We start from the raw sequence: 20861 nt of genomic DNA, 5'->3' as shown, positions 1-20861 counted from the left end.
CCTTAAGCAATCCATCGCCCGCAATGCTAACGTGACCGGCTCACACAGATGGAGATGCGTGCGTGCTGATGCTCAAGCTGCTGGTGATTCCGGGGTTTCTGTTGCTGATTTCCCTGGCCGGAAAGCGCTGGGGGCCGAGCGTGGCCGGTTGGTTGTCGGGGTTGCCGGTGGTGGTCGGGCCAATTCTGTTGTTCCTCGCCATCGAGCAAGGCCAGGTGTTCGCCGCTCAGGCAGCAACGGCGGCGCTGTCAGCCATGTTCGCGATGATTGCCTTCTGCGTGACGTATGCCCAGGTCGCACAACGCTTGAGCTGGCCGTGGGCGCTAACGATGGCGGTGCTGGTCTGGGCGTCGGTAGCTGTTGTGCTGTCGCTGATCCCGCCATCGCTGGCGCTCTCAATGATCGCCGCCGCCACCGCGTTGCTGGCCGCGCCGTACCTGTTTCCCTCGGTACAACCCGTCATTTCAGGCCCGGCGCCCAAATCCGACAAACTGCTGCTGCGCATGATGGCTGGCGCCCTGCTTACGTTGGCCGTGACGGTGCTGGCCAGCACCGTCGGCGAGCGCTGGAGCGGATTGCTCGCAGTGTTCCCGGTGCTGGGCAGTGTGATGGCTGTGTTTTCCCAGCAGACTCGCGGTCCGTCGTTTACGGCGGCGTTGCTGCGGGCTACAGCTACCGGGATGTATTCGTTCGCGGCGTTTTGTCTAGTGCTGGCGTTGGCGTTGCCGAGGTTCGGCTGGACGGGATTTGCATTGGGGATAGGCGCCTCGCTCGGGATGCTGTTGGTGACTAAACAACGGGCATTGCGCCCAGCGCCTTATCGTTTCAACGAACGGCAACGATGATCACCCTGCACCCTGTTCGAGATCCATGGGATGATCGCCGTCAAAGCGCGACCACCCTACGGAGAGTTTGAATGTCATTGTTGAGTAAAAAAGCCGTTGTTCTAGTACTGACAGCGGCTGCCAGCCTGGGGGCCTTGAATGCGCAGGCGGCCAAGGCCACTTCCAGCGACAAAGCGCCGACCCAGAGGGTCTCGATGCTTGGCGGCAAGTTCACCTTCACCCTGCCCAAGGGTTTCATCGCCAACCCGCTGCCGGCCGGCGACGCGGCCACCGGCACCGCCGGGGCGACAGGCACGATGTACACCAACCAGACCAGCAAAACCGTGGTGATCGCCGCCGAAAACACCATTCCCGGCGGCGCCAACGTCAAGGACAACGACGGTGAGTTCCTCGACGCCACTGTGTCCGCTTTCGCCACCGAGCAACGCAACGCCTTGCCGGACTTCAACAAGCTGAGCGAAAAAAGCCTGACCCAGAAAGGCACGGGGCTGGGCCTGCGACAGATCGACAGCACCGCCACCCAGGGCGGCGGCATGACCCTCGACACCTCGCTGATGGCCGCTTCCGGCACTCGCATTGCCATCATTCAGGTCATCTCCCGCCCCAACGACAAAACCGGCCACGAAACGCTGGTGAACCAGATCATTTCCGGCAAATAAACCCGACCGGCTCAGGGATTGAGGCGCTGCAACCAGGCGCTCAAATCCTCCATCTCGGCCGCACTGATGCTGTGGCCGACACCTTCGTAGGCATGAAACTCAGGCTTGAGTGACAGGCGTTGCAACAGGCTGTCGGCCTCGGTGCCGTCGTTGTAGGGCAGGCGTTTGTCGGCGGTGCCATGACCGATGAAAATCGCCAGCGGCTGGCGTTTTTCATCCGGTTTGAGTTCGGACTTGAGCACCGGCAGAATGCGCCCGCTCAACGCCGCAATGCCGCCCACCGCCTCGGGATGACGCAACGCGACTTCATAGGACATGATCGCGCCCTGGCTGAAGCCCACCAGGAAAACCTTGTCCGCTTCGGTGTGATATTTTTTTGCCGCTTGTGCGACGAAATCCAGCAGCACCTGGCCGCTGGCCTTCAGGTCGTCCGTCTCGCCGTTATAGGCACCCTCGCCCTTTTTGCGAAACCACTGATAACTGCCCTCTTCCAACGTCATCGGCGCCCGCACCGACAGGTAGGTGTACTGCGGCGGCAATTCATCCTTGATGCCGAACAGGTCCTGCTCGTTGCTGCCATAACCGTGCAGGAAAATCACCAAGGGCTGGTTACGGGATTCAACGTTGGCCTGTTCCAGGTACTTGAGCGGCAGATCGGTGTGTAGCGGAATTTCAGCGTGGACGGCGGTGGACGCCAGGAGCGTGAGCAGAGCGAGAAACTTCAACATAAACCTTCCTTCACAGCGCGCAGGATTCGGGACAGAGCCTAACATCTCTTCCCGCCGATGCACCGTCTCCCACCGAGGCTCCTATGGGGGATGTGTTTCACAAGCTAAAAAAATGGCCACCGCGTCAACGGGTGGCCATTTTTGTAAACGACGTGATTAATGGCCGTAAACGTCAAAGTTGAAGTACTTGTCTTGCACTTGCTTGTACTTGCCGTTGGCGCGGATTTCCGTGATGGCAGTGTTGAATTTGTCTGCCAGCTCTTTATCGCCCTTGCGCACGGCAATACCGGCACCACCGCCGAAGTACTTGGCGTCTTCGTAGGTCGGGCCGACAAACGCGAAGCCTTTACCGGCATCGGTTTTCAGGAAACCGTCGTCCAGGTTGACCGAGTCGGCCAGCATCGCGTCAAGGCGACCGGCAACGATGTCCAGGTTGGCCTCCTGCTGGGAACCGTAACGCACCAGGTCGATGCCGGCCGGCACCAGCACTTCGGTGGCGAAGCGGTCGTGGGTACTGGCGCGCAGTACACCCACTTTCTTGCCCTTGAGCTCGGTCAGCGGATCCTTGACGTCGGTGCCTTCCTTCATCACGAAACGCGCCGGGGTGTGGTAGTACTTGATGGTGAAATCGACGTTCTTCTTGCGGTCGTCGGTGATGGTCATGGACGACAGGATCGCGTCGATTTTCTTGACCTTCAGGGCGGGGATCAGGCCATCGAACTCTTGCTCGACCCAAGTGCACTTCACTTTCATCTGTTCACACAGCGCGTCACCGATGTCCACGTCGAAACCGGTGAGTTTGCCGTCAGGGGTTTTCATCGAGAATGGTGGGTAACCGGCTTCGATCCCGAGGCGAATCGGTTTGGCGTCTTCGGCCACGGCGGTCAGGGACAACATCGACAGTGCCAGGGCACCGAACATTACTCGCTTCTTCATTTATAACTCCTGTGTGCGGAGGCTTTTATTGGCAGCTTTCGATTGGCAACTTTCGGTTGGTGAAGACCGAAGTGGCCGGCAGTCTAGAGCGGCTACAGGAGGGCAAATTGTGTTTAGGCGACAAATACTTATAAAAAAGAAGCCGAGGGATTCGAGGCACTTGAAGTGTGCTCCGAGGTGGTGCAAGGACTGTAGGACAATCCTTTGCTTCAGACAAAACCTACAAGATTTCGGGTGCTGATCCGACTGAAGAATCGCACTGGCGATGAACATTTTTTTGCGTCACATTGACCCGTCAACCGCCCCACAAGAGAAACGTGATGCCCGCGCTGAACCTGATCCAGCACCATCCTGCCGAAGGCCCCGGCGTCATTGCCGAATGGGCCCGGTCCCGAGGCATTACGCTCAACGTATTTCGCGCCGACCTCGGACAGCTGCCGCCGATGAGTGCGGAACCGGTGATTCTGTTGGGCGGGCCTTATGAATCCGGTGCCGGGCCCGCGTGGCTGGAAACAGAGCGTCAGTGGCTGGCGGGCAGTCTGGATCAGGGCGCGGCGGTGTTCGCGATTTGCCTGGGGGCGCAGTTGCTGGCGCTGAGCCTGGGCGGCAATGTGCGGCGGATGGCTCACACCGAAACCGGCTGGACTACCGTGACCTTTGCCGATGGCCAGACGCTGAAGGTGCTGGAGTGGCATGAAGACGCGATCGATCTGCCGCCCGCTGCGCAGTTGCTGGCCAGCAGTGACGTTTGTGAGCAGCAAATGTATCGCGTCGGGGCGACGCGGGTGGGGTTGCAGTTCCACCCGGAATGGAATGCTGAATCGGTGGCGATCCTCAATGAGCACTTTGGCGAGGAATCACCGCTGCCCCGGGAGCCGCAAGACAGCGCCGCTTATGCAACGGTGTTTGACTGGTTGCGGGTGACGCTGGATGGATGGTGGACAGTATCCTGTGGCGAGGGGGCTTGTCGGAACGCCGCACCGCCCCGTTGGGTCGCGAAGCGGCCCCAAACCAGTCACTGCGATCCCCAAGGATTTACGACTGCTTCGCAGCCGAACGGGGGCAAGCCCCCTCGCCACATTTGATCACCTGTATCTGAACGTCAGCATTCGCAACCGATGACCGTCTTGGCGGTGCGAGCAACCACGACACTCAGCTCAAAGCCTTCATCCAGCCACCCGATCACCCCGCCGATCATCTCCTTGACCGGATAACCCAGCGCCGCCAGTTTCACCGCAGCCTTATTGGCGCCGTTGCAGTGAGGGCCGGCGCAATAGACCACAAACAGCGTGGACTTCGGATAGGCCGCCAGGCTATCAGCTGTGATCAATCGACTCGGGATGTTGATCGCGCCTGGCACATGTCCGCGTTCGAACGCCAACGGTCCGCGCACGTCCACCAGAACAAAATCCACCTCGCCGGCCTCTTGGCTGCTGTAGACATCGGAACAATCGGTTTCGAAGGTCAGACGATTGCTGAAGTGCATCAGGGCGATGGCGGACGGGGCTGCGGGAATCTCGCGAACCAGGCTAGGCATGGGCTGTACTCCAAAGTCTCAGTGGGTGTGAGAAAACTTTATCTGCTCCGGCCTTGCCGCTACAGTGGCGCACAAGACACTCACCGGGAATTTTCCGCCAAATGCAGCCCACCCCAGGTTTAGTCGCGATTCTGGCCTACGACGGCCTCTGCACCTTCGAATTCGGCATTGCCGTGGAGATCTTCGGCCTGGCGCGGCCAGAGTTCGATTTCCCTTGGTACGAGCACCGCATCGTCGCCGTCGACCAAGGGCCGATGCGCGCCATGGGCGGCATTCAGGTGCTGGCCGACGGCGGGATGGAACTGCTTGAGCGCGCCCGAACCATCATCATCCCCGGCTGGCGCGACCGCAGCGCGCCGGTGCCGGAGCCCTTGCTCGCAGCCCTGCGTCAGGCTCATGCCCGAGGCGCGCGGTTGCTGTCGATCTGTTCCGGGGTATTCGTACTGGCGGCCACCGGTTTGCTGGACGGTCACGGCGCCACCACCCATTGGCGCTACACCGCTGAACTGGCCGAACGCTTCCCGAACATTCTGGTGGATCCGGACGTGCTGTATGTCGATTCGGGTCAGTTGATCACTTCCGCCGGCAGTGCCGCCGGCATCGATGCCTGCCTGCATCTGGTCGCGCGGGATTTCGGCACGCAGGTGGCCAACTCGGTGGCCCGGCGGTTGGTGATGTCGCCGCAACGCACCGGCGGCCAGGCGCAGTTCATTCCGTCACCGGTCAGCCCGACGCCGCGCAGCGATCTGTCGCGGGTCATGCAGTGGGCGCGGGAACGTCTGCATGAACCGCTGGAAGTTCGCGACCTCGCCAGCGAGGCGGCCATGAGTGAGCGCACGTTTCTGCGGCGGTTCACCGAAGCCAGCGGTATGCCGCCCAAAGCGTGGCTGCAGCATGAACGCCTGGCCCGGGCCCGCGAGCTGCTGGAGAGCACGAATCAAAACACCGACCAGATTGCCCAGCGCTGCGGTTATCGCTCGGTGGAGAGTTTCCGGGTGGCATTTCGCAGCGTGGTCGGCGTGCCGCCTTCGGTGTATAGGGAACGGTTCGGGCGCAAGGTCAGTGCTGTTTGAATCATCTCAGTCCAGGGGCGTTACAGACCGCCCCATCACTCTTTATCAATGGCGATAAAAACAATAAGGACTCATGAGAAATCGCACTAACTTATCGCCAATCTTAATATCAAATATCTTGATTGCTCACCCACCGCGATAAATAAAACAATATTAAAAATTACTCTTGCGCAGCCCATTGCATATTTATCGGCGCCTGCTTAACTGCAAAAACTGCTGATAACAGCAGTGCCCGCAAACACCACGGAAGGAATCGTTATGAGCACTTCAACTCGCCATAGCATGCCCCCCTATGGGGTGGCCATCCAAGGCGCGATCAAGGCAGGCGACCTGCCGCAAATGAAGACGCTGTTGAAACAACGCGATGCATCCACACCAGAAAATAAAGAGCTAAAAACTGCTTACGAGCAGTTGGTTAAGGAAATCGCACGCCTGGAAAAGCACTAATAGCTATTTCCGCTCCCCTTATTGCAACGGAGGCAATAATTATGTCTGGTTCTAATCAGCAACCTGTCGGCTTGTTCCCGCTCTGCTACCGAATTGGTACTTCGGCCGCGGGCGCACAAAACCTGGCACTCAATCTTCTGGTTTTTACCCCAGATCAAACGGTAAGCGGCACTGCCGAAATTACTCAGGCCACTAACCCGCCACTGGATGTGCACTCCGATGTCTGGGGCGAATACACCTACCTGACGGTCATGAGCCCTGGCGTCAGCAAGATCCTGATCACCGCTCAAGGCAATAACGGCGGCCCAGGCTCGAACTCCATCGTGAATTTCAAGCTGCACTTGGTGGTCGGTAGCGACTGGAGAGAAGGCGTCGCCAATTACGAGTACTTCAATGGTGAACGGTGGGTCCAGGTCACCGCTCCCGCTCATCTTGTCGAGGCGGTACCCTCCAACGCTTATAAATCGGTGCCTTTGGAGCCCGGCCCGGTCATTCCAGCCTATCCACCGATCATGCCGCTGTACGCCGCGCCGATTCAAAGTGCCATTGCCAGCGGTGACCTGGCCCAGATGAAAAACCTGGCCCGCCTGGCCCAACAACAACTGGATCAGCAACCCCAACTGCAGAGCGCGCTTGAAACGGCCAAGGGCGAAATCAGCCGGCAGGAACGCCGCTGACCCGCTCACGAAACATGCCCGAGTTGTCCAGAATACAAATAAGGGAGTAGCACCATGTCAATCGGACTTTTTCATACCCGCCTGAATGTCAGCAGTCATCTACTGGGCGCACCGGTTTTAACCCTGGATCTGCTGGTAGATACCGTAAAGAAAAAAGTCAGCGGGGTTGCCAGCATTTTCCAAAGCACCTATCCGCCTCTCAACTTCCGTGCCCGTGTATGGGGTGAGTACTCCGAGGCCAAACTGGTGCCGACGGCCGAAAACCACATCATCCTCACCTTGGCGGGCAGCCCGAGCGGCCCTCTCAGCCAGATCGCCCAGACTTTCGGCTTGAAAGGCATTTTAGGCGCCGATTGGGCGAGCGGTTATGTCGACTACAAGTACCAGGACCAGGGTATCTGGCATTACGTGAAACACGCAGCTGTCAGCCAGGCCCCAGTGATTGAGCGCCCAGAGCATCCGCACCATGCGGTGCCGCTCTATGCCGTCGCGGTACAGCAAGCGCAAACCAGCGGTGACCTGGCGCAACTGAAGTCAGTGGTGAGCCAGGGTGAACAGCAATTGGCCAACAGCGGTGCCCTGCGCAGCGCTCTGGAGCAGCTGAATGCTGAAATCGCCCGACTGGAGGCCCGATAACCCCAGTCAGGTAAGCGCAAACCCATGTGGAAGCGGGCTTGCTCGCTCCCACAGGGTCCGCGTTATTGACCAACAACAAAAGGTAAATCCGGTCGCGCCATTGTCTCAAGGAAGGCGCGAACACTTCGATGGATTCGTGCCGCGCACGCGTTGGTGCGCAAGGATTTCCCATGTCAGACAGTCGCCCTGCCCGCTACCTCAGTGAAACCGACCTCAAACGCTACGTGCCGGTGCATGTGGTCTGGGAAATCACTCTGGCCTGCGACCTCAAATGCCTGCACTGCGGCTCACGCGCCGGCCATCGACGCCCCGATGAACTGAACACCCGGGAGTGCCTCGACGTCATCGATTCCCTGGCGGCACTCGGCACCCGCGAGATCACCCTGATCGGCGGTGAAGCCTATTTGCGCAAGGACTGGACCCAACTGATCCAGGCTATCCACGATCACGGCATGTATTGCGCGATACAAACCGGTGGGCGCAACCTGACGCCCGCGAAAATGCAGGCAGCGGTGGACGCCGGGCTCAATGGCGTCGGTGTGTCACTGGATGGACTGGCCCCACTGCATGACGCAGTGCGCAATGTTCCGGGCTCGTTCGACAAGGCGGTGGACACCCTGCGACGCGCCAAACAGTCCGGGCTGGCGGTGAGCGTCAACACACAAATCGGCGCGGCCACGTTGCCAGACTTGCCCGAGCTGATGGACCTGATCATCGACCTCGGCGCCACTCATTGGCAGATCCAGCTGACGGTCGCCATGGGCAATGCCGTCGATCACCCGGAGCTGCTGTTGCAACCCTACCAACTGCTGGAAGTGATGCCGTTGCTGGCGCGTCTCTACCGCGAAGGGGTCGATCGCGGCCTGCTGATGAACGTGGGCAACAATATCGGTTACTACGGCCCCTACGAGCACATGTGGCGTGGTTTCGGCGATGAGCGCGTGCACTGGAGCGGCTGCGCCGCCGGCCAGACCGTGCTGGCGCTGGAAGCCGACGGCACGGTAAAGGGTTGCCCGTCATTGGCCACGGTGGGGTTTTCGGGCGGCAACGTACGCAACATGAGCCTGCACGATATCTGGCATTACAGCGAAGGCATGCACTTTGGCCGTCTGCGGTCGGTCGACGACCTGTGGGGCTACTGCCGAGGCTGTTACTACAACGACGTCTGCCGTGGCGGCTGCACCTGGACCTCGCACTCCCTGCTTGGCAAACCCGGCAATAATCCCTACTGCCATTACCGCGCGCTGGACCTGCAAAAACGCGGGCTACGCGAGCGCATCGTCAAGCTCGAGGATGCGGCAAAAACCTCCTTCGCCGTCGGACGTTTTGATCTGATTACCGAGCGTATCGATACCGGCGAGAAGGTGAACAGCGTCAGCGACAGCGGCCAGGTGATCAAACTGGCCTGGGCGAACCAGGGCCAGAAATCGCCTGACGAAGGACGTATTCCACCGCAACTGGCGCTGTGTCGTGGCTGCTTGCAGTACATCCATGCACACGAAGTGACGTGCCCCCACTGCGATGCTGATGTCGCCGCCGCGGAAGCCGTGCACCAGACAGACCGTGCCCGGCAACAAGCGATCATCAACACTCTGACCAGTCTGCTGGGATTGCCGCAAAATAATTTGATGTAACGTTTATGCCGACGCATCATCAGGGAAGCGACCTCGCAGATCGCTTCCCTGGCACATCACCCGGCATGCGGGTCTGCGCGTTGCGAAAAGGACGGTTACTGAGCCGTTGGGTGTTCGACGATCAGCGATTCGATGTTCATTTTTTTCGCCCGGGTCAGCGCCGCCGTTATTTCAGCTTGCCTCGCCTGCGCTTCGGCTTGCGAGCCGAACGGCCCGACCAGAATACGAACCTTTCCATTTTCCTTCACGACGTTGGGAACGAAGCTGTGTTCAATCAACCAACCGCTCAGGTCACTGACCGCCTGGGGGGTCTCGCCACGCACTTCGACGTCCCACTGCGGGCCCGTTACCGCCGCGGGGACGGAGGCGACTGCCGGTTGCGGCTTTTGAGCGTCAACCCCTTTATCCTCACCGCATCCGGCCAGCGTCAGCACCGCGATTACCAAGACCATTTTGCGCACAACGCTTTCCTCGAATGCTTAAAGCGGCGATTTTAACATCCATGGATCCATCCCGAGTGCCGCAAAATGGGCTCAAAACAACGAGAATGATGGTGGCGGCCTCTGTATAGTTACACCTTGGGAATTAATGCAGCATCTGCGCGTCAGAAAGAGGCACCCAAACCGTGAAACTTCGCACTAATCTATATCTAATACCGACCTCTGCACTGTCCGAATCAGGTGCCCTACAAAGCAATCAAGGAGAAAACCATGCTGATACTCACCCGCAAAGTCGGTGAAAGCATAAACATCGGTGATGACATTACGATCACCATTCTGGGCGTTAGCGGCCAGCAAGTCAGGATCGGCATCAACGCCCCGAAAGACGTTGCGGTGCATCGCGAAGAAATTTATCAACGCATCCAGGCTGGCCTGACCGCCCCGGACAAGCCGCAAACGCCCTGAATCCTGCTGCAGTCAGTAGCCAGCCCATCCTGCCTCGAGTAACGGCTGGCTAAGATTCAAGTGCCGCATCGTTCTACGCTCCGTCTCTCTTTGCGATGCCATCGCAACACGGAGCCGATACTACTGCCCTGGCTCCTGCCATGACTGTCAGACGTTTCGCATTTGCAGCGAGAAAGAGCGCTCCCCTGCCCGGTTAGCCAAACGTCACACCACGCGCCATGCCCGTGGCCGCCACGACCATCAGCACCAGCAACAGCGCCTCGATATGACTGATACGGGCAAACAGCGTTGCGCGCCCGGTATCGATAGCCGCGCCGCGCCCCAGCGCAATCCGCCATTTGATCAGCGTCACCATCGGTGCAATCTCAAGCAACAGGATGAACACGAAGAGCGTCATCTTGAGATGAAACAGGGGTTGGTGAAGATAGTAATCAGTGCCTTTTTCGTACCCGCCAAAGGCTCGCATCCCACCCGTGATCAGGAGAGTGACTGCAGAGATCCCCCATAGATTATCTGCAATCAAAACACGGCGAGCGTCCCCTGCCCCGGCACTCAGACGACGTAACGCCGTACCGCGGGTCAGTACAGCCCAAAAACCCAGACCAAAGGCCAAGAGGTGAACCGCCGCCAGAAACCAGTGAGCCAGCATCGACATACTCCCATCAGGACAAAGTTGAATCAGCCTTACAGTAGTAGTCCATCGTGTGGGATTTGCTCACGCCTGTAGCTGGGCTGATCTCCCGCACCTCGCCATCGGGCAAATTGCAGGCGAAAAAAAACCGGGTTCCTGATGGATACCCGGTTTTTGAGAGTGCTGGACTTAATCCAGTCGTTTTGAAATCGAAGTGCGAGCGTTGCTCAACCCTTTCGTGTTGTGATCGCCAGGCGTAGTGGCCGAAATGGCAGAAGCCTTGGCAACTCCTCGCGTGTCCCTGGAATGCGCAATGCCCGAAGTGACTGCGCCATGGCCGCGATCACTGTTACGTTCGCTGCCATAGTGGTTGCCTTTGAGGCCATGATCCCGGACGGCTTTGCCCGCGTGATCGCTACTCAAGCCTGCACCACGGCCAACGTGGTCGCTACTCAAGCCTGCGCCACGGCCGACGTGGTCGCTACTCAAGCCTGCGCCACGGCCGACGTGGTCGTTACTCAAGCCTGCGCCACGGCCGACATGGGTGCCACTCAAGCCTGCGCCACGGCCATTGCTACTGACGCCGCCGGAATGGCCGGAACCGCCGTTGCCACCATGACCACCGCCGTTACCGCCGCCATTGCCACCACCGTTACCACCGCCGCCACCACCTCCATTGCCACCATCCTTCGCGTAGGCGGAGCTCATGATGGACAGTTCAGCGGGCAATAACGGGGCGGCTGCAAGCATCATCACGCAGGACATGACGGCAACAAAACTCTTGTTTTTTAATAGCATGGTGAGGTTCCGTGGAGGTTGATATTGCACGGAATAATTGACCGTCTCCCTCCCACACAGTTCAAAGGCCGGCGACCAGCGGGCAAGCAATGTGCAGTGATCGAACCGGCACACTGCTTCCCGTGATGTTGCTGGTCGTTATGCGGCAAGGGCGCAATTGAAATTTATCGCCCTCACATCAATCGAATGCGCCATTGAGCACCTCGTAGATGATCCCGGTAGCGATAGCCACCAATATCAAGTCAGTACCAGCCTGCTGCCACTCATAGCCATCGTAGTGGGGAAGCTGGCCGAGCAGCCGGCCATCGAGTTTTTTGGCGATCCCCGGCGGCAGAGGTTTACCGCGCGCGAGGTTTTTCTGAATACCGGGTGGCAAGGCGGGCCCGGGGCTCCAGTAGTCGCGATAACCACCCACGATACCAAGGACGCTACCGTGGTTGATGCTCGGGCCATGACTCCAATCGCCCCCCCCTGAACCTTTCCCCTTGTTGCCATGACCGGAGTTGCCATGGTCCTGGTTGTATTGTGGATTTCCCTTGCCACCTCCCTGGCCTTTCCCGTTTCCCGGGTCGGCCAATGCAGTCACTGAACCAGACACCAAGGCAAGACACGTCATAGCGGCGATCAACGAGCGAGATCTAAACATATCCGTTCTCTCCGAAAGGGGATGTCCCCTGAAGAATGTAGACGGCTATGGCGGTATTAGTTCAGCAACAGTGTTTACTGGAAGTGAGGCGCCGAGTTGGCGTTTTTGAGGATTTTGCAAAAGCCAGGTAAATCGCAGACAACAAAAAAGGGCCCACCTTTCGGTGAGCCCTTCCAGACCGCCCAGCAGAGCGGATTTTGTTTGGTAGGCGCGATTGGACTCGAACCAACGACCCCCACCATGTCAAGGTGGTGCTCTAACCAACTGAGCTACGTGCCTGCTGTGAGGCGGCATTCTACGGAATTCCGGAGGGGTGTCAACACCTTTTTTTCACCTAACCCTATGAATATGCAAAATATTTAATTTCGCTGTGGCAAAGAAGATTTTCCGGTGGCTGGCGGTCGATTTTTAACTCGGGTAGGATCAATGCACTCGTAAAATATATTAAACAGAGGCTGCAGGATGGCGAACACTCCCTACCCAGAGTCCTATTACGCCGCGTCGGCCAATGCGGCGCCAGCGCGCCCGGCCTTGCAGGATGATGTAGAGACTGATGTCTGTGTAATCGGCGCCGGTTACACCGGCCTGTCCTCTGCCCTGTTCCTGCTGGAAAACGGTTTCAAGGTTACGGTGCTGGAAGCCGCCAAGGTCGGTTTCGGTGCGTCGGGACGCAACGGTGGCCAGATCGTTAACAGCTACAGCCGTGATATCGATGTGATCGAGCGCAGCGTCGGCCCCAAACAAGCTCAGTTGCTGGGGCAGATGGCGTTCGAAGGTGGGCGGATCATTCGTGAGCGAGTGGCCAAATATAATATCCAGTGCGACCTGAAGGATGGCGGTGTGTTCGCCGCCATTACCGACAAGCAAATGGGCCATCTGGAGTCTCAGAAGCGCCTGTGGGAGCGTTTCGGTCACACGCAGCTTGAGCTGTTGGATCAGCGTCGCATCCGCGAGGTAGTGGCTTGCGATCAATATGTCGGCGGCATGCTCGACATGAGCGGTGGGCATATTCATCCACTCAATCTTGCCTTGGGCGAAGCAGCAGCCGTGGAGTCGTTGGGCGGCACCATTTACGAGCAATCGCCGGCAGTGCGCATCGAGCGCAGTGCCAACCCGGTGGTGCATACGCCTCAGGGCAAGATCAGGGCCAAATTCATCATCGTCGCCGGCAACGCGTACATCGGTAATCTGGTGCCGGAGCTGGCGGCCAAGTCGATGCCCTGCGGGACTCAAGTGATCACCACCGAACCCTTGGGCGATGAATTGGCCAAGCGCCTGCTGCCTCAGGACTACTGCGTCGAAGACTGTAACTACCTGCTCGACTACTACCGCCTGAGCGCCGACAAACGCCTGATATTTGGTGGCGGCGTGGTGTATGGCGCGCGGGACCCGGCGAACATCGAGGCGATCATTCGACCGAAGATGCTCAAGGCCTTCCCGCAACTCAAGGACGTGAAGATCGATTACGCCTGGACCGGCAATTTCCTGCTGACCCTGTCGCGTCTTCCTCAGGTCGGGCGACTGGGCGACAACATCTACTACTCCCAGGGTTGCAGTGGCCACGGCGTGACGTATACGCACCTGGCGGGCAAGGTACTGGCTGAAGCATTGCGCGGACAGGCTGAACGCTTCGACGCCTTCGCCGACCTGCCCCACTATCCGTTCCCTGGCGGGCAATTGCTGCGCACACCGTTCGCTGCGTTGGGCGCCTGGTATTACGGATTGCGGGACAAGCTCGGATACTGACCGATAGAGGTGAAAAAGGGGCCGCTGAACGCAGCCCCTTTTTTGTATCCGCCGGGGGAAGTCAAACCCTGATTCAGAAGTCGACCGTCGCCGAAACGAGATAGGTTCGTGGGGTCGAGAGCGTCAAGCCCGGCTCACTGTCATCCGAAGCCCCAGCCGAGCTCCAGTAGCGCTTGTCCGCCACGTTCTCGACATTGGCACGCAGGGTGATGTTCTTCTCGTCGATCTTGAACGCGTAACGTGCGCCCACGTCGAAACGCTCCCAAGAGTCGATTTCCTTGTCGTTGGACTGGTCCAGATACTGTGAACTGGAATAGATACCACGGCTGGTCAGGATCAGGCCCTGTACGGTCGGCACGTCCCACTCGGCGCCCAGGTTGACGTTGTATTTCGGCGTCGCAGGCGCCCGGTTGCCGTCAAAGGTGCCATTGGTGGTATTGGTCAACTCGCTGTCGATGTACATGACACCACCAAGCAGGCGGAAACCCTTGAGTGGCTCACCGAACACACTCAGTTCCACACCGTCGTTTTGACGCTTGCCGTTCGGGCCGAAGACTCGCGTCGTGGCGTTGGTCTCATAGGCCGGCTGCTTGATCCGGAACACCGCAGCGGTCACGGCGAACGCACCCGCGTCATACTTGGCGCCGACCTCGACCTGCCGGCTGATGAACGGCGGAAATATCTCGTCTTCATTCACCGAAGTCGACGGCGCGATCTTGCCTTGGCTCAAGCCCTCCATGTAGTTGGCATACAGCGACAATTTGTCGGTCGCCTTGAACAGGATGCCGCCCGACGGCGAAACCTTTTCCTCGTCGTAGGCTGTGTCGCCTTTGACGTTATCCGTCCAGTCATCAACCTTCACGCGCTGCCAGCGAGCGCCGAGGGTCAGCAGTAGCCGATCATCGAAGAAACCCAGTGTGTCGGACAACGCCACGCCGCTGAAGCGGTTCTCGGTGTAGACCTTCGAATCGAATCGAGTGGGCCTGACAGGTGTTGGTGTTTCCACCGGTTCGTAGAGGTTGCTGCGGGCGGCGGCATAACGGGCACCGCCATTTTCGAAGTCCATGTAGAAATAACTGGCGGCCAAGTTAACTTCATGGCTCACCGGACCAGTATGAAACCAATTGCGCACCCCTGCCGTGGCCGTCCGGACATTTTCGTCGCGGGTGAAATCACGTGGCTGAACGCTGAAATCACCTGCGTTGTTGGTGACCGCAACGGCATGTCGGAGAAAGTCATGGTTGCTTTTACGCGCGCCCACACCGCCGTACAGCATGACGGAATCGCTGACATCGAATTCACCGTTCACCGCGCCGAAAGTGTCGTTGGTACTCGCCTTGCTCCAAGGCTGCGCATAGTTGCGGCGGACATCGCTGGCATGCGGAACCTGGGCGTTGGCGCCGACCTGCACGCGCTCCTGCGGCGCGTCGGTATCGCGCTCGGTGCGTCCGATATCCGTCGACAGTCGCAGGCGCTCACCGCGAAAATCCAGGCCCAGCACGGCCATCTCGCGGTCGACACTCTGATGGTCCCATTCGGTGTCGCCGGACTGCTTCACGCCGTTGAAACGAATACCGAACTTGTTGTCTTCACCAAAACGCCGGCCGACATCCACGGCGCCTCCCACCTGACTGTCGGAAGCGTAGCTACCGGTGAGAGAAGTGATGGGTTTGTCGGTCGCGCGCTTGGGCACCACGTTGATCCCGCCACCCACGGCGCCTCGCGGCGAGATGCCGTTGATAAGCTGGCTCGGGCCTTTGAGGATGTCGACGCGGTCGGCCATCTCCATGTCGACCGTATAGGTCGGCAAGACACCGTATAGACCGTTGTAGGCGACATCGCTGTTGAACAGACTAAGCCCGCGAATGGTGAACTGCTCATAACGCCCACCCGCCGGGTTGGTGGCGCGAACCGAAGGATCGTTGGCGATTAGGTCGCCCAAGGTACGAGCCTGCTGGTTTTTGACCACCTCGCTGGTGTAGGAGGTCATGCTGAATGGCGTTTCCATAAAGTCTTTTGAGCCCAGCAAGCCTTGCGAACCATGGCGCGCAACCTGGCCGCCGGCATACGGATCGCCGCCAGCCGAGTCGGTGGCACCGAGAATCGAGGTGGGAGCCAGTTGCAGGCTGCTGCCTTCTGGCGCCGGAGTCAGGATGTACGCTTGTTCGCCCACTGGCTGCAGTTGCAGACCGGAACCCTGCAACAGTCGGGTAAAGCCCTCCTCGACCGCATATTCACCGGATAAGCCGGCGCTGCTGCGCCCCCCTACCAACGCCGGGTCCACCGAGAGGTTGACCCCGGCCAGCCCGGCAAACCTGGTCAGCGCATCGCTCAGGCTCCCGGCAGGCACTTGATAACTGCGCCGGGTGGCGTCTTCGGCCCAACTGGAAGTGATGAACAACGGACTGGCACTCAGGCTCAGCAACAGGCTCAGGTGCAACAACGGACGCAGACCGGAAGCAGCCGGACGCGGACAGCAAGGCATTACTGTGGGCATTGAAGAAGCTCTCTTGATTCGCTCAGTTGCCTTGAATGACAAGCGAGTCGAAAAAAGGGGACAGGCTTCACACACTATTTTTACGCGGCAGCAACGTCACCCAGTAACGCGTACGCGAATGCACCTCCAGTGGCAGACTGGCCGCGAGCAGCGTCAGCACGCGATCGGTGTCGTCCAGACGGAAACTACCGGTGACGCGCAGCGCCTCGAGCGCAGGCTCCCAGCGCAGGACACCCGGTCGATAACTGCTAAGCTCACGCAGGAAATCCCCCAGCGGCCGATTTTTTGCCATCAGCACGCCTTCGCGCCAGCCCGGCGCGAGCACATCGAATGCAGTTGTCGACCCGGCACCGCCCGCTTGAAGGTCAACCTGCTGACCACCGCGCAATGACAAGACTGGCCCCTGCAACGGCTGCAATTGCAGGAAGCCGCTGTATACCGACACTCGGCATCCGAGTGCATCCTGCCGCACACAGACCTCGCTTTGACTGACTATGACTTGCCCAAATCGTGTCTGGATCGTCAATGGCGAGGCGTCAGGCACCTTCAGTGATATTTCACCCTCTACCAACTTCAAGCGCCGCCCCTGCACATCCACATCAACGGCGCTAGCTGTGTTGAGCTGCAGGAAGCTGCCATCGGCAAGCTGCACCTGCTTGCGCTCCCCAGTGGACGTATGCAAGTCGGCCCGCCAGACCTCCAGCGGTAATTGCCGGCTGATCAGCCATGCCGCCGGCACCAACACCACTGCACCCAATGCGCGCTTGAGCACCACGCGCCTACCCGGCTCAGGGCGATCCAGACTTTGCAGCGCCAACGCCGAAGGCAGATCGGCAAAACGCTGACGCAAGGCTTGAGCTTTCTGCCAGGCCTGCTCGTGACTGGCGCAACTGTCACGCCACCGTTGCAGGCCGGCGTGATCCTGCTCATTCGCACTGCCGGACTCCAGCAAGGCGAGCCACTGCGCGGCGGCGCGCACTATCTGGCGAGCCTCCACCGAGGGCGACGGACTACTCACATCTCCACCAACAGGCAATGCTCGTAGGCTTGCGCCATGTAGCGCTTGATCGTGCGTTCCGACACCCGCAGGCGCTCGGCGATTTGCTGATAATTCAAGCCTTCCAGCTGACTCCAGAGAAACGCCCGTCGCACCGCCGTCGGCAGTCCGTCGAGCAATTCGTCCAGGGTTTGCAGGGTTTCCAGCAGCAGCCAGCGCTGCTCGGGTGACGGCACACTGCCTTCAGGCAGCGAGGCCAGGGCATTCAAATAGGCTTGCTCAAGGCTACGACGCTGATAGAAGTTGCTCAGCAGTCGTTTGCCCACAGTCAGCAGATAGGCGCGGGGCTCCTGCAGGTCGGAAATCCGTTGAGAGCTGGCAAGCAAGCGCAGGAACGTATCTTGACTGAGGTCCGCCGCGTCGAACGCGTTGCCCATGCGCCGCCTCAACCAGCCTTCAAGCCAGCCACGGTGATCGCGGTACAGGTCGTGGAGGGTTTGCTCCTTCGGCATCGCTGCATCACTCATCTCAAGAAGCCCTGCGCCAAGGAGTCATCGTAAATGAGAGTGATTCTAATTAATATCGATGCCGTGAACCAAGTTCTTTGTGCATCGGGCGTGCAGAAAGCTAATGTCGGGAAGGCGCGAAAGAAGAAAAAGCCAAATCGCAGACACAAAAAACCCCGGTCTTTCGACCAGGGTCTTTGCTATCGACTCGAAGATTGCCAACGGCCTTCTTCGTAGCTCCAAGGCGTTCAGTGGGCCTTGAGGCAGATATGGCGCAGCGGACGGGACTCGAACCCGCGACCCCCGGCGTGACAGGCCGGTATTCTAACCGACTGAACTACCGCTGCGTATCGCTTTGAGTTGACGCTCAAGTAACTCGTCTGATTGAAACTTCGAGACTTTTCGATCTCGCTTTTCAATCTCGAACCAGGGTAAACCTGATTCGGAAAATATGGCGCAGCGGACGGGACTCGAACCCGCGACCCCCGGCGTGACAGGCCGGTATTCTAACCGACTGAACTACCGCTGCGCGTCGGTGGAGGCTTTTCAGCTTCCCTCTTGCTTACACAAGAGTCTCAAGAGTTGGTGGGTGATGACGGGATCGAACCGCCGACATTCTGCTTGTAAGGCAGACGCTCTCCCAGCTGAGCTAATCACCCTTTGCATCTCTGAGGCCGCGAAATTTACGCAGGTGCCGAAGCTAAGTCAATACCCCGCTTGAAGTTTTTCTAAAAAAGACAAAATCGTGTCATTCCGGACGAGGTCGACAACCGTCAGACCGCTTTCGCGAGCAGGTTCGCCCCCACAGTGGACCGCGCTTCTTCAGACAACAGGTTTTCTAATGTGGGAGCGACCCGACTCTAGGCGGCGAGCCGACGATGATGGCAACACATTCAACATCAATGCCGGGGCAGCGCACCTGCCCCGTTACTCGCTGTAAATCATCTTCTTGGTCATGCCACCATCGACCACAAACTCCTGGCCCGTGACGAAACCAGCGTTCTTCGACAGCAACCAGGCCACCATTGCCGCCACGTCTTCGACGGTCCCTACCCTGCCCGCCGGATGCTGCGCATGATCAGCGTCAGTCAGCGGTTCGGCGCGCCGTGCCGCTGGATCCCGTGCATCGATCCAGCCGGGACTAACCGCATTGACACGAATCTCTGGCCCCAAACTGATGGCCAGGGCGTGAGTCAGGGCCAACAGACCGCCCTTGCTCGCCGCATAAGCCTCTGTGTCGGGTTCTGACTGCGCGGCGCGGGTCGAGGCCAGGTTGACGATGGCGCCGCTGTGAGCGCGCAAATACGGTGCACAGTGCTTGGCCAGCAGCATTGGCCCACTGAGGTTCACCGCCAGCACCCGGTTCCAGTAGGCCAGGTCGAGGCTTTCCAGGGTGATGTTGTGCGGATCGGCCACCGCCGCATTGCACACCAATGCATCCAGACGCCCGAACTGCCCCAGCACCTCGGCCACACCCAGCGCCACCTGCGCTTCATTCGCGACGTCCATGGCGATGAACCAGGCGTTTTCGCCGAGCACCTTCGCCACTTTCGAACCACGCTCGCGATCCAGATCGGTCAGCACCACCTGCCAGCCTTCGCTGATCAGCCAAGCCGCAATGCCCAGACCAATGCCGCGCGCGGCACCGGTGACCAGCGCGACGCGGCCATGGGTCCCCGTGGTCGGCGTCGACAACTCGATCACAAGGCAGCCAACCCGCGCGCCAGATCGGCTTGCAGGTCTGCCACGTCTTCCAGACCGACCGCAATGCGAATCAGGCTGTCACGGATCCCCGCAGCTTCACGCTCTTGCGGCGCCAGACGGCCGTGAGAGGTGGTGCTCGGGTGCGTGATGGTGGTTTTGCTGTCGCCCAGGTTGGCGGTGATGGAGATCAGGCGAGTCGCATCGATAAAGCGCCAGGCGCCCTCTTTGCCGCCTTTGACCTCGAAGCTCACGACCGCACCGAAACCCTTCTGCTGACGCTGGGCCAGTTCGTGCTGCGGATGGCTCTTGAGGCCGGCGTAATGGACTTTCTCGATGCCGTCCTGCTGCTCCAGCCACTCAGCCAGTTGCTGGGCATTGGCGCAATGCGCCTTCATGCGCAGGCTCAGCGTTTCCAGACCCTTGAGGAAAATCCAGGCATTGAACGGACTCAGGGTCGGCCCGGCAGTGCGCAGGAAACCGACGACTTCTTTCATCTGCTCGCTGCGACCCGCCACGACACCGCCCATGCAACGACCCTGGCCGTCGATGAACTTGGTCGCCGAATGCACGACAATGTCCGCGCCCAGCTTCAGTGGCTGCTGCAGTGCAGGCGTGCAGAAGCAGTTGTCGACCACCAGCATCGCGCCCTTGGCGTGAGCGATTTCCGACAGCGCGGTGATATCCACCAGCTCGGCCAGCGGGTTGGACGGCGATTCTACAAAGAGCAGTTTGGTGTTGGCCTTGATCGCCGCATCCCAGCCGGACAAGTCCGCCAGCGCTACGTAATCGACTTCGATGCCAAAGCGCTTGAAGTATTTCTCGAACAGACTGATGGTCGAACCGAACACGCTGCGCGACACCAGCACGTGATCGCCGGCACTGCACAGACTCATCACCACCGCCATGATCGCGGCCATGCCAGTCGCCGTAGCCACGGCTTGCTCGGCGCTTTCCAGCGCGGCAATGCGCTCTTCGAACGCGCGCACGGTCGGGTTGGTGTAGCGCGAGTAAACGTTACCCGGCACTTCACCGGCAAAACGCGCAGCCGCGTCGGCGGCGGTACGGAATACGTAGCTGGAAGTGAAGAACATCGGATCACCGTGTTCGCCTTCCGGCGTGCGGTGCTGACCGGCGCGTACGGCCAGGGTATCGAACGCTACGCCTTCGAGGTCGCTGTCCAGCCGACCGGCATCCCAATCCTGACTCATGCTGTCACTCCTTGCCTTGCTCTTTATTTAGTAGATACAAAACCGGCCCCT

At 59.4% G+C, this 20861-nt stretch carries 21 protein-coding genes, 4 tRNA genes and 1 pseudogene; 10 read left to right on the top strand and 16 right to left on the bottom strand.

Annotated features, from left to right (window positions below):
- Window positions 1-62 precede the first annotated feature (62 nt).
- Together PSH69_RS11130 and PSH69_RS11125 are read left to right on the top strand one after the other, a co-directional pair.
- Window positions 63-845 (top strand): hypothetical protein, encoded by a 783-nt coding sequence (locus PSH69_RS11130; protein ID WP_305412011.1) that lies wholly within the window; start codon window positions 63-65, stop codon window positions 843-845.
- Between the two features lie 71 nt (window positions 846-916).
- Entirely contained in the window at window positions 917-1504 is a 588-nt protein-coding gene (locus PSH69_RS11125) for a hypothetical protein (RefSeq protein WP_305412009.1), read from the top strand.
- A gap of 11 nt (window positions 1505-1515) precedes the next feature.
- Here PSH69_RS11125 and PSH69_RS11120 read toward each other — a convergent pair whose 3' ends face one another.
- Window positions 1516-2232 carry an alpha/beta hydrolase gene (locus PSH69_RS11120; RefSeq protein ID WP_305412008.1) on the bottom strand — a complete coding sequence of 239 codons (717 nt, stop codon included), beginning with the start codon at window positions 2230-2232 and terminating at the stop codon, window positions 1516-1518.
- A 156-nt stretch (window positions 2233-2388) separates the two neighbouring features.
- Window positions 2389-3168 carry an ABC transporter substrate-binding protein gene (locus tag PSH69_RS11115; protein WP_305412007.1) on the bottom strand — a complete coding sequence of 260 codons (780 nt, stop codon included), beginning with the start codon at window positions 3166-3168 and terminating at the stop codon, window positions 2389-2391.
- A 320-nt stretch (window positions 3169-3488) separates the two neighbouring features.
- On the opposite strand from PSH69_RS11115, the pseudogene PSH69_RS11110 reads away from it, so the two are divergent.
- Window positions 3489-4118, top strand: a pseudogene (locus PSH69_RS11110) (type 1 glutamine amidotransferase); the annotation flags it as partial.
- Window positions 4119-4270: 152 nt separating this feature from the next.
- Here the strand turns inward: PSH69_RS11110 and PSH69_RS11105 are convergent.
- Window positions 4271-4705 (bottom strand): rhodanese-like domain-containing protein, encoded by a 435-nt coding sequence (locus PSH69_RS11105; RefSeq protein ID WP_305412006.1) that lies wholly within the window; start codon window positions 4703-4705, stop codon window positions 4271-4273.
- 101 nt (window positions 4706-4806) lie between these two features.
- Here PSH69_RS11105 and ftrA point away from each other — a divergent pair, with 101 nt between their 5' ends.
- From ftrA to PSH69_RS11080, 5 genes are all read left to right on the top strand, one after another.
- A complete protein-coding gene (gene ftrA / locus PSH69_RS11100) occupies window positions 4807-5778 on the top strand; it encodes a transcriptional regulator FtrA (RefSeq protein ID WP_111453797.1) in 972 nt (323 codons plus the stop codon).
- Window positions 5779-6036: 258 nt separating this feature from the next.
- Window positions 6037-6225 (top strand): DUF1843 domain-containing protein, encoded by a 189-nt coding sequence (locus PSH69_RS11095; RefSeq protein WP_018928077.1) that lies wholly within the window; start codon window positions 6037-6039, stop codon window positions 6223-6225.
- A 41-nt stretch (window positions 6226-6266) separates the two neighbouring features.
- Window positions 6267-6902 carry a DUF1842 domain-containing protein gene (locus PSH69_RS11090; RefSeq protein ID WP_018928078.1) on the top strand — a complete coding sequence of 212 codons (636 nt, stop codon included), beginning with the start codon at window positions 6267-6269 and terminating at the stop codon, window positions 6900-6902.
- 54 nt (window positions 6903-6956) lie between these two features.
- Window positions 6957-7538: a DUF1842 domain-containing protein gene (locus tag PSH69_RS11085; protein WP_018928079.1), complete on the top strand. Its 582-nt coding sequence runs from the start codon at window positions 6957-6959 to the stop codon at window positions 7536-7538.
- Between the two features lie 170 nt (window positions 7539-7708).
- Window positions 7709-9172: a GDL motif peptide-associated radical SAM/SPASM maturase gene (locus PSH69_RS11080; RefSeq protein WP_305412005.1), complete on the top strand. Its 1464-nt coding sequence runs from the start codon at window positions 7709-7711 to the stop codon at window positions 9170-9172.
- A 95-nt stretch (window positions 9173-9267) separates the two neighbouring features.
- Here PSH69_RS11080 and PSH69_RS11075 read toward each other — a convergent pair whose 3' ends face one another.
- Window positions 9268-9633, bottom strand: a complete 366-nt coding sequence (locus PSH69_RS11075) for an SPOR domain-containing protein (RefSeq protein WP_007938113.1) — start codon at window positions 9631-9633, stop codon at window positions 9268-9270.
- A gap of 249 nt (window positions 9634-9882) precedes the next feature.
- Between PSH69_RS11075 and csrA the strand changes: the two genes are divergently transcribed.
- Window positions 9883-10077 (top strand): carbon storage regulator CsrA, encoded by a 195-nt coding sequence (gene csrA, locus PSH69_RS11070; RefSeq protein WP_007938114.1) that lies wholly within the window; start codon window positions 9883-9885, stop codon window positions 10075-10077.
- Between the two features lie 193 nt (window positions 10078-10270).
- On the opposite strand, the gene PSH69_RS11065 is transcribed toward csrA, so the two are convergent.
- The 4 genes from PSH69_RS11065 to PSH69_RS11050 form a co-directional block, all read right to left on the bottom strand.
- Window positions 10271-10726, bottom strand: a complete 456-nt coding sequence (locus PSH69_RS11065) for a DUF2214 family protein (RefSeq protein ID WP_305412004.1) — start codon at window positions 10724-10726, stop codon at window positions 10271-10273.
- Window positions 10727-10897: 171 nt separating this feature from the next.
- Complete coding sequence (locus PSH69_RS11060) at window positions 10898-11506, bottom strand: hypothetical protein (RefSeq protein WP_305412003.1); 609 nt, start codon at window positions 11504-11506, stop codon at window positions 10898-10900.
- A 178-nt stretch (window positions 11507-11684) separates the two neighbouring features.
- Window positions 11685-12152, bottom strand: a complete 468-nt coding sequence (locus PSH69_RS11055) for an anti-virulence regulator CigR family protein (protein WP_305412001.1) — start codon at window positions 12150-12152, stop codon at window positions 11685-11687.
- Window positions 12153-12354: 202 nt separating this feature from the next.
- Window positions 12355-12431 (bottom strand) — tRNA-Val (locus PSH69_RS11050).
- A gap of 183 nt (window positions 12432-12614) precedes the next feature.
- Here PSH69_RS11050 and PSH69_RS11045 point away from each other — a divergent pair.
- A complete protein-coding gene (locus PSH69_RS11045; protein WP_305412000.1) occupies window positions 12615-13898 on the top strand; it encodes an FAD-binding oxidoreductase in 1284 nt (427 codons plus the stop codon).
- A 73-nt stretch (window positions 13899-13971) separates the two neighbouring features.
- On the opposite strand, the gene PSH69_RS11040 is transcribed toward PSH69_RS11045, so the two are convergent.
- From PSH69_RS11040 to PSH69_RS11005, 8 genes are all read right to left on the bottom strand, one after another.
- On the bottom strand, window positions 13972-16395 hold the full coding sequence (locus PSH69_RS11040) for a TonB-dependent receptor (protein ID WP_305411999.1): 2424 nt from the start codon (window positions 16393-16395) through the stop codon (window positions 13972-13974).
- Between the two features lie 67 nt (window positions 16396-16462).
- Window positions 16463-17413 carry a FecR domain-containing protein gene (locus PSH69_RS11035; RefSeq protein ID WP_026331918.1) on the bottom strand — a complete coding sequence of 317 codons (951 nt, stop codon included), beginning with the start codon at window positions 17411-17413 and terminating at the stop codon, window positions 16463-16465.
- Window positions 17410-17919 carry a sigma-70 family RNA polymerase sigma factor gene (locus tag PSH69_RS11030; RefSeq protein ID WP_105349080.1) on the bottom strand — a complete coding sequence of 170 codons (510 nt, stop codon included), beginning with the start codon at window positions 17917-17919 and terminating at the stop codon, window positions 17410-17412. Before PSH69_RS11030 ends, PSH69_RS11035 begins: the two co-directional genes overlap by 4 nt.
- A 249-nt stretch (window positions 17920-18168) precedes the next feature.
- Window positions 18169-18245 (bottom strand) — tRNA-Asp (locus tag PSH69_RS11025).
- A gap of 105 nt (window positions 18246-18350) precedes the next feature.
- Window positions 18351-18427, bottom strand: a tRNA-Asp gene (locus PSH69_RS11020).
- Between the two features lie 54 nt (window positions 18428-18481).
- Window positions 18482-18557, bottom strand: a tRNA-Val gene (locus PSH69_RS11015).
- A 268-nt stretch (window positions 18558-18825) separates the two neighbouring features.
- Entirely contained in the window at window positions 18826-19602 is a 777-nt protein-coding gene (locus tag PSH69_RS11010) for an SDR family oxidoreductase (protein WP_008007225.1), read from the bottom strand.
- On the bottom strand, window positions 19599-20810 hold the full coding sequence (locus tag PSH69_RS11005) for an O-succinylhomoserine sulfhydrylase (protein ID WP_018928087.1): 1212 nt from the start codon (window positions 20808-20810) through the stop codon (window positions 19599-19601). Before PSH69_RS11005 ends, PSH69_RS11010 begins: the two co-directional genes overlap by 4 nt.
- Window positions 20811-20861 lie beyond the last annotated feature (51 nt).

The sequence above is a fragment of the Pseudomonas sp. FP1740 genome, assembly GCF_030687165.1.
Lineage (GTDB): Bacteria > Pseudomonadota > Gammaproteobacteria > Pseudomonadales > Pseudomonadaceae > Aquipseudomonas.
The sequence above is the reverse complement of the archived record's forward strand: the minus strand, read 5'-3'. Positions and strand labels throughout refer to the sequence as shown.

Bases quoted from the DNA above. Each gene is read 5' to 3' on its own strand.
- PSH69_RS11040 (WP_305411999.1), bottom strand. From the start codon at position 16,395: ATGCCCACAGTAATGCCTTGCTGTCCGCGTCCGGCTGCTTCCGGTCTG.
- PSH69_RS11055 (WP_305412001.1), bottom strand. From the start codon at position 12,152: ATGTTTAGATCTCGCTCGTTGATCGCCGCTATGACGTGTCTTGCCTTG.
- PSH69_RS11115 (WP_305412007.1), bottom strand. From the start codon at position 3,168: ATGAAGAAGCGAGTAATGTTCGGTGCCCTGGCACTGTCGATGTTGTCC.
- PSH69_RS11030 (WP_105349080.1), bottom strand. From the start codon at position 17,919: ATGAGTGATGCAGCGATGCCGAAGGAGCAAACCCTCCACGACCTGTAC.
- PSH69_RS11060 (WP_305412003.1), bottom strand. From the start codon at position 11,506: ATGCTATTAAAAAACAAGAGTTTTGTTGCCGTCATGTCCTGCGTGATG.
- PSH69_RS11095 (WP_018928077.1), top strand. From the start codon at position 6,037: ATGAGCACTTCAACTCGCCATAGCATGCCCCCCTATGGGGTGGCCATC.
- PSH69_RS11120 (WP_305412008.1), bottom strand. From the start codon at position 2,232: ATGTTGAAGTTTCTCGCTCTGCTCACGCTCCTGGCGTCCACCGCCGTC.
- PSH69_RS11005 (WP_018928087.1), bottom strand. From the start codon at position 20,810: ATGAGTCAGGATTGGGATGCCGGTCGGCTGGACAGCGACCTCGAAGGC.
- PSH69_RS11090 (WP_018928078.1), top strand. From the start codon at position 6,267: ATGTCTGGTTCTAATCAGCAACCTGTCGGCTTGTTCCCGCTCTGCTAC.
- PSH69_RS11085 (WP_018928079.1), top strand. From the start codon at position 6,957: ATGTCAATCGGACTTTTTCATACCCGCCTGAATGTCAGCAGTCATCTA.
- ftrA (WP_111453797.1), top strand. From the start codon at position 4,807: ATGCAGCCCACCCCAGGTTTAGTCGCGATTCTGGCCTACGACGGCCTC.
- PSH69_RS11045 (WP_305412000.1), top strand. From the start codon at position 12,615: ATGGCGAACACTCCCTACCCAGAGTCCTATTACGCCGCGTCGGCCAAT.
- PSH69_RS11105 (WP_305412006.1), bottom strand. From the start codon at position 4,705: ATGCCTAGCCTGGTTCGCGAGATTCCCGCAGCCCCGTCCGCCATCGCC.
- PSH69_RS11065 (WP_305412004.1), bottom strand. From the start codon at position 10,726: ATGCTGGCTCACTGGTTTCTGGCGGCGGTTCACCTCTTGGCCTTTGGT.
- PSH69_RS11080 (WP_305412005.1), top strand. From the start codon at position 7,709: ATGTCAGACAGTCGCCCTGCCCGCTACCTCAGTGAAACCGACCTCAAA.
- PSH69_RS11125 (WP_305412009.1), top strand. From the start codon at position 917: ATGTCATTGTTGAGTAAAAAAGCCGTTGTTCTAGTACTGACAGCGGCT.
- csrA (WP_007938114.1), top strand. From the start codon at position 9,883: ATGCTGATACTCACCCGCAAAGTCGGTGAAAGCATAAACATCGGTGAT.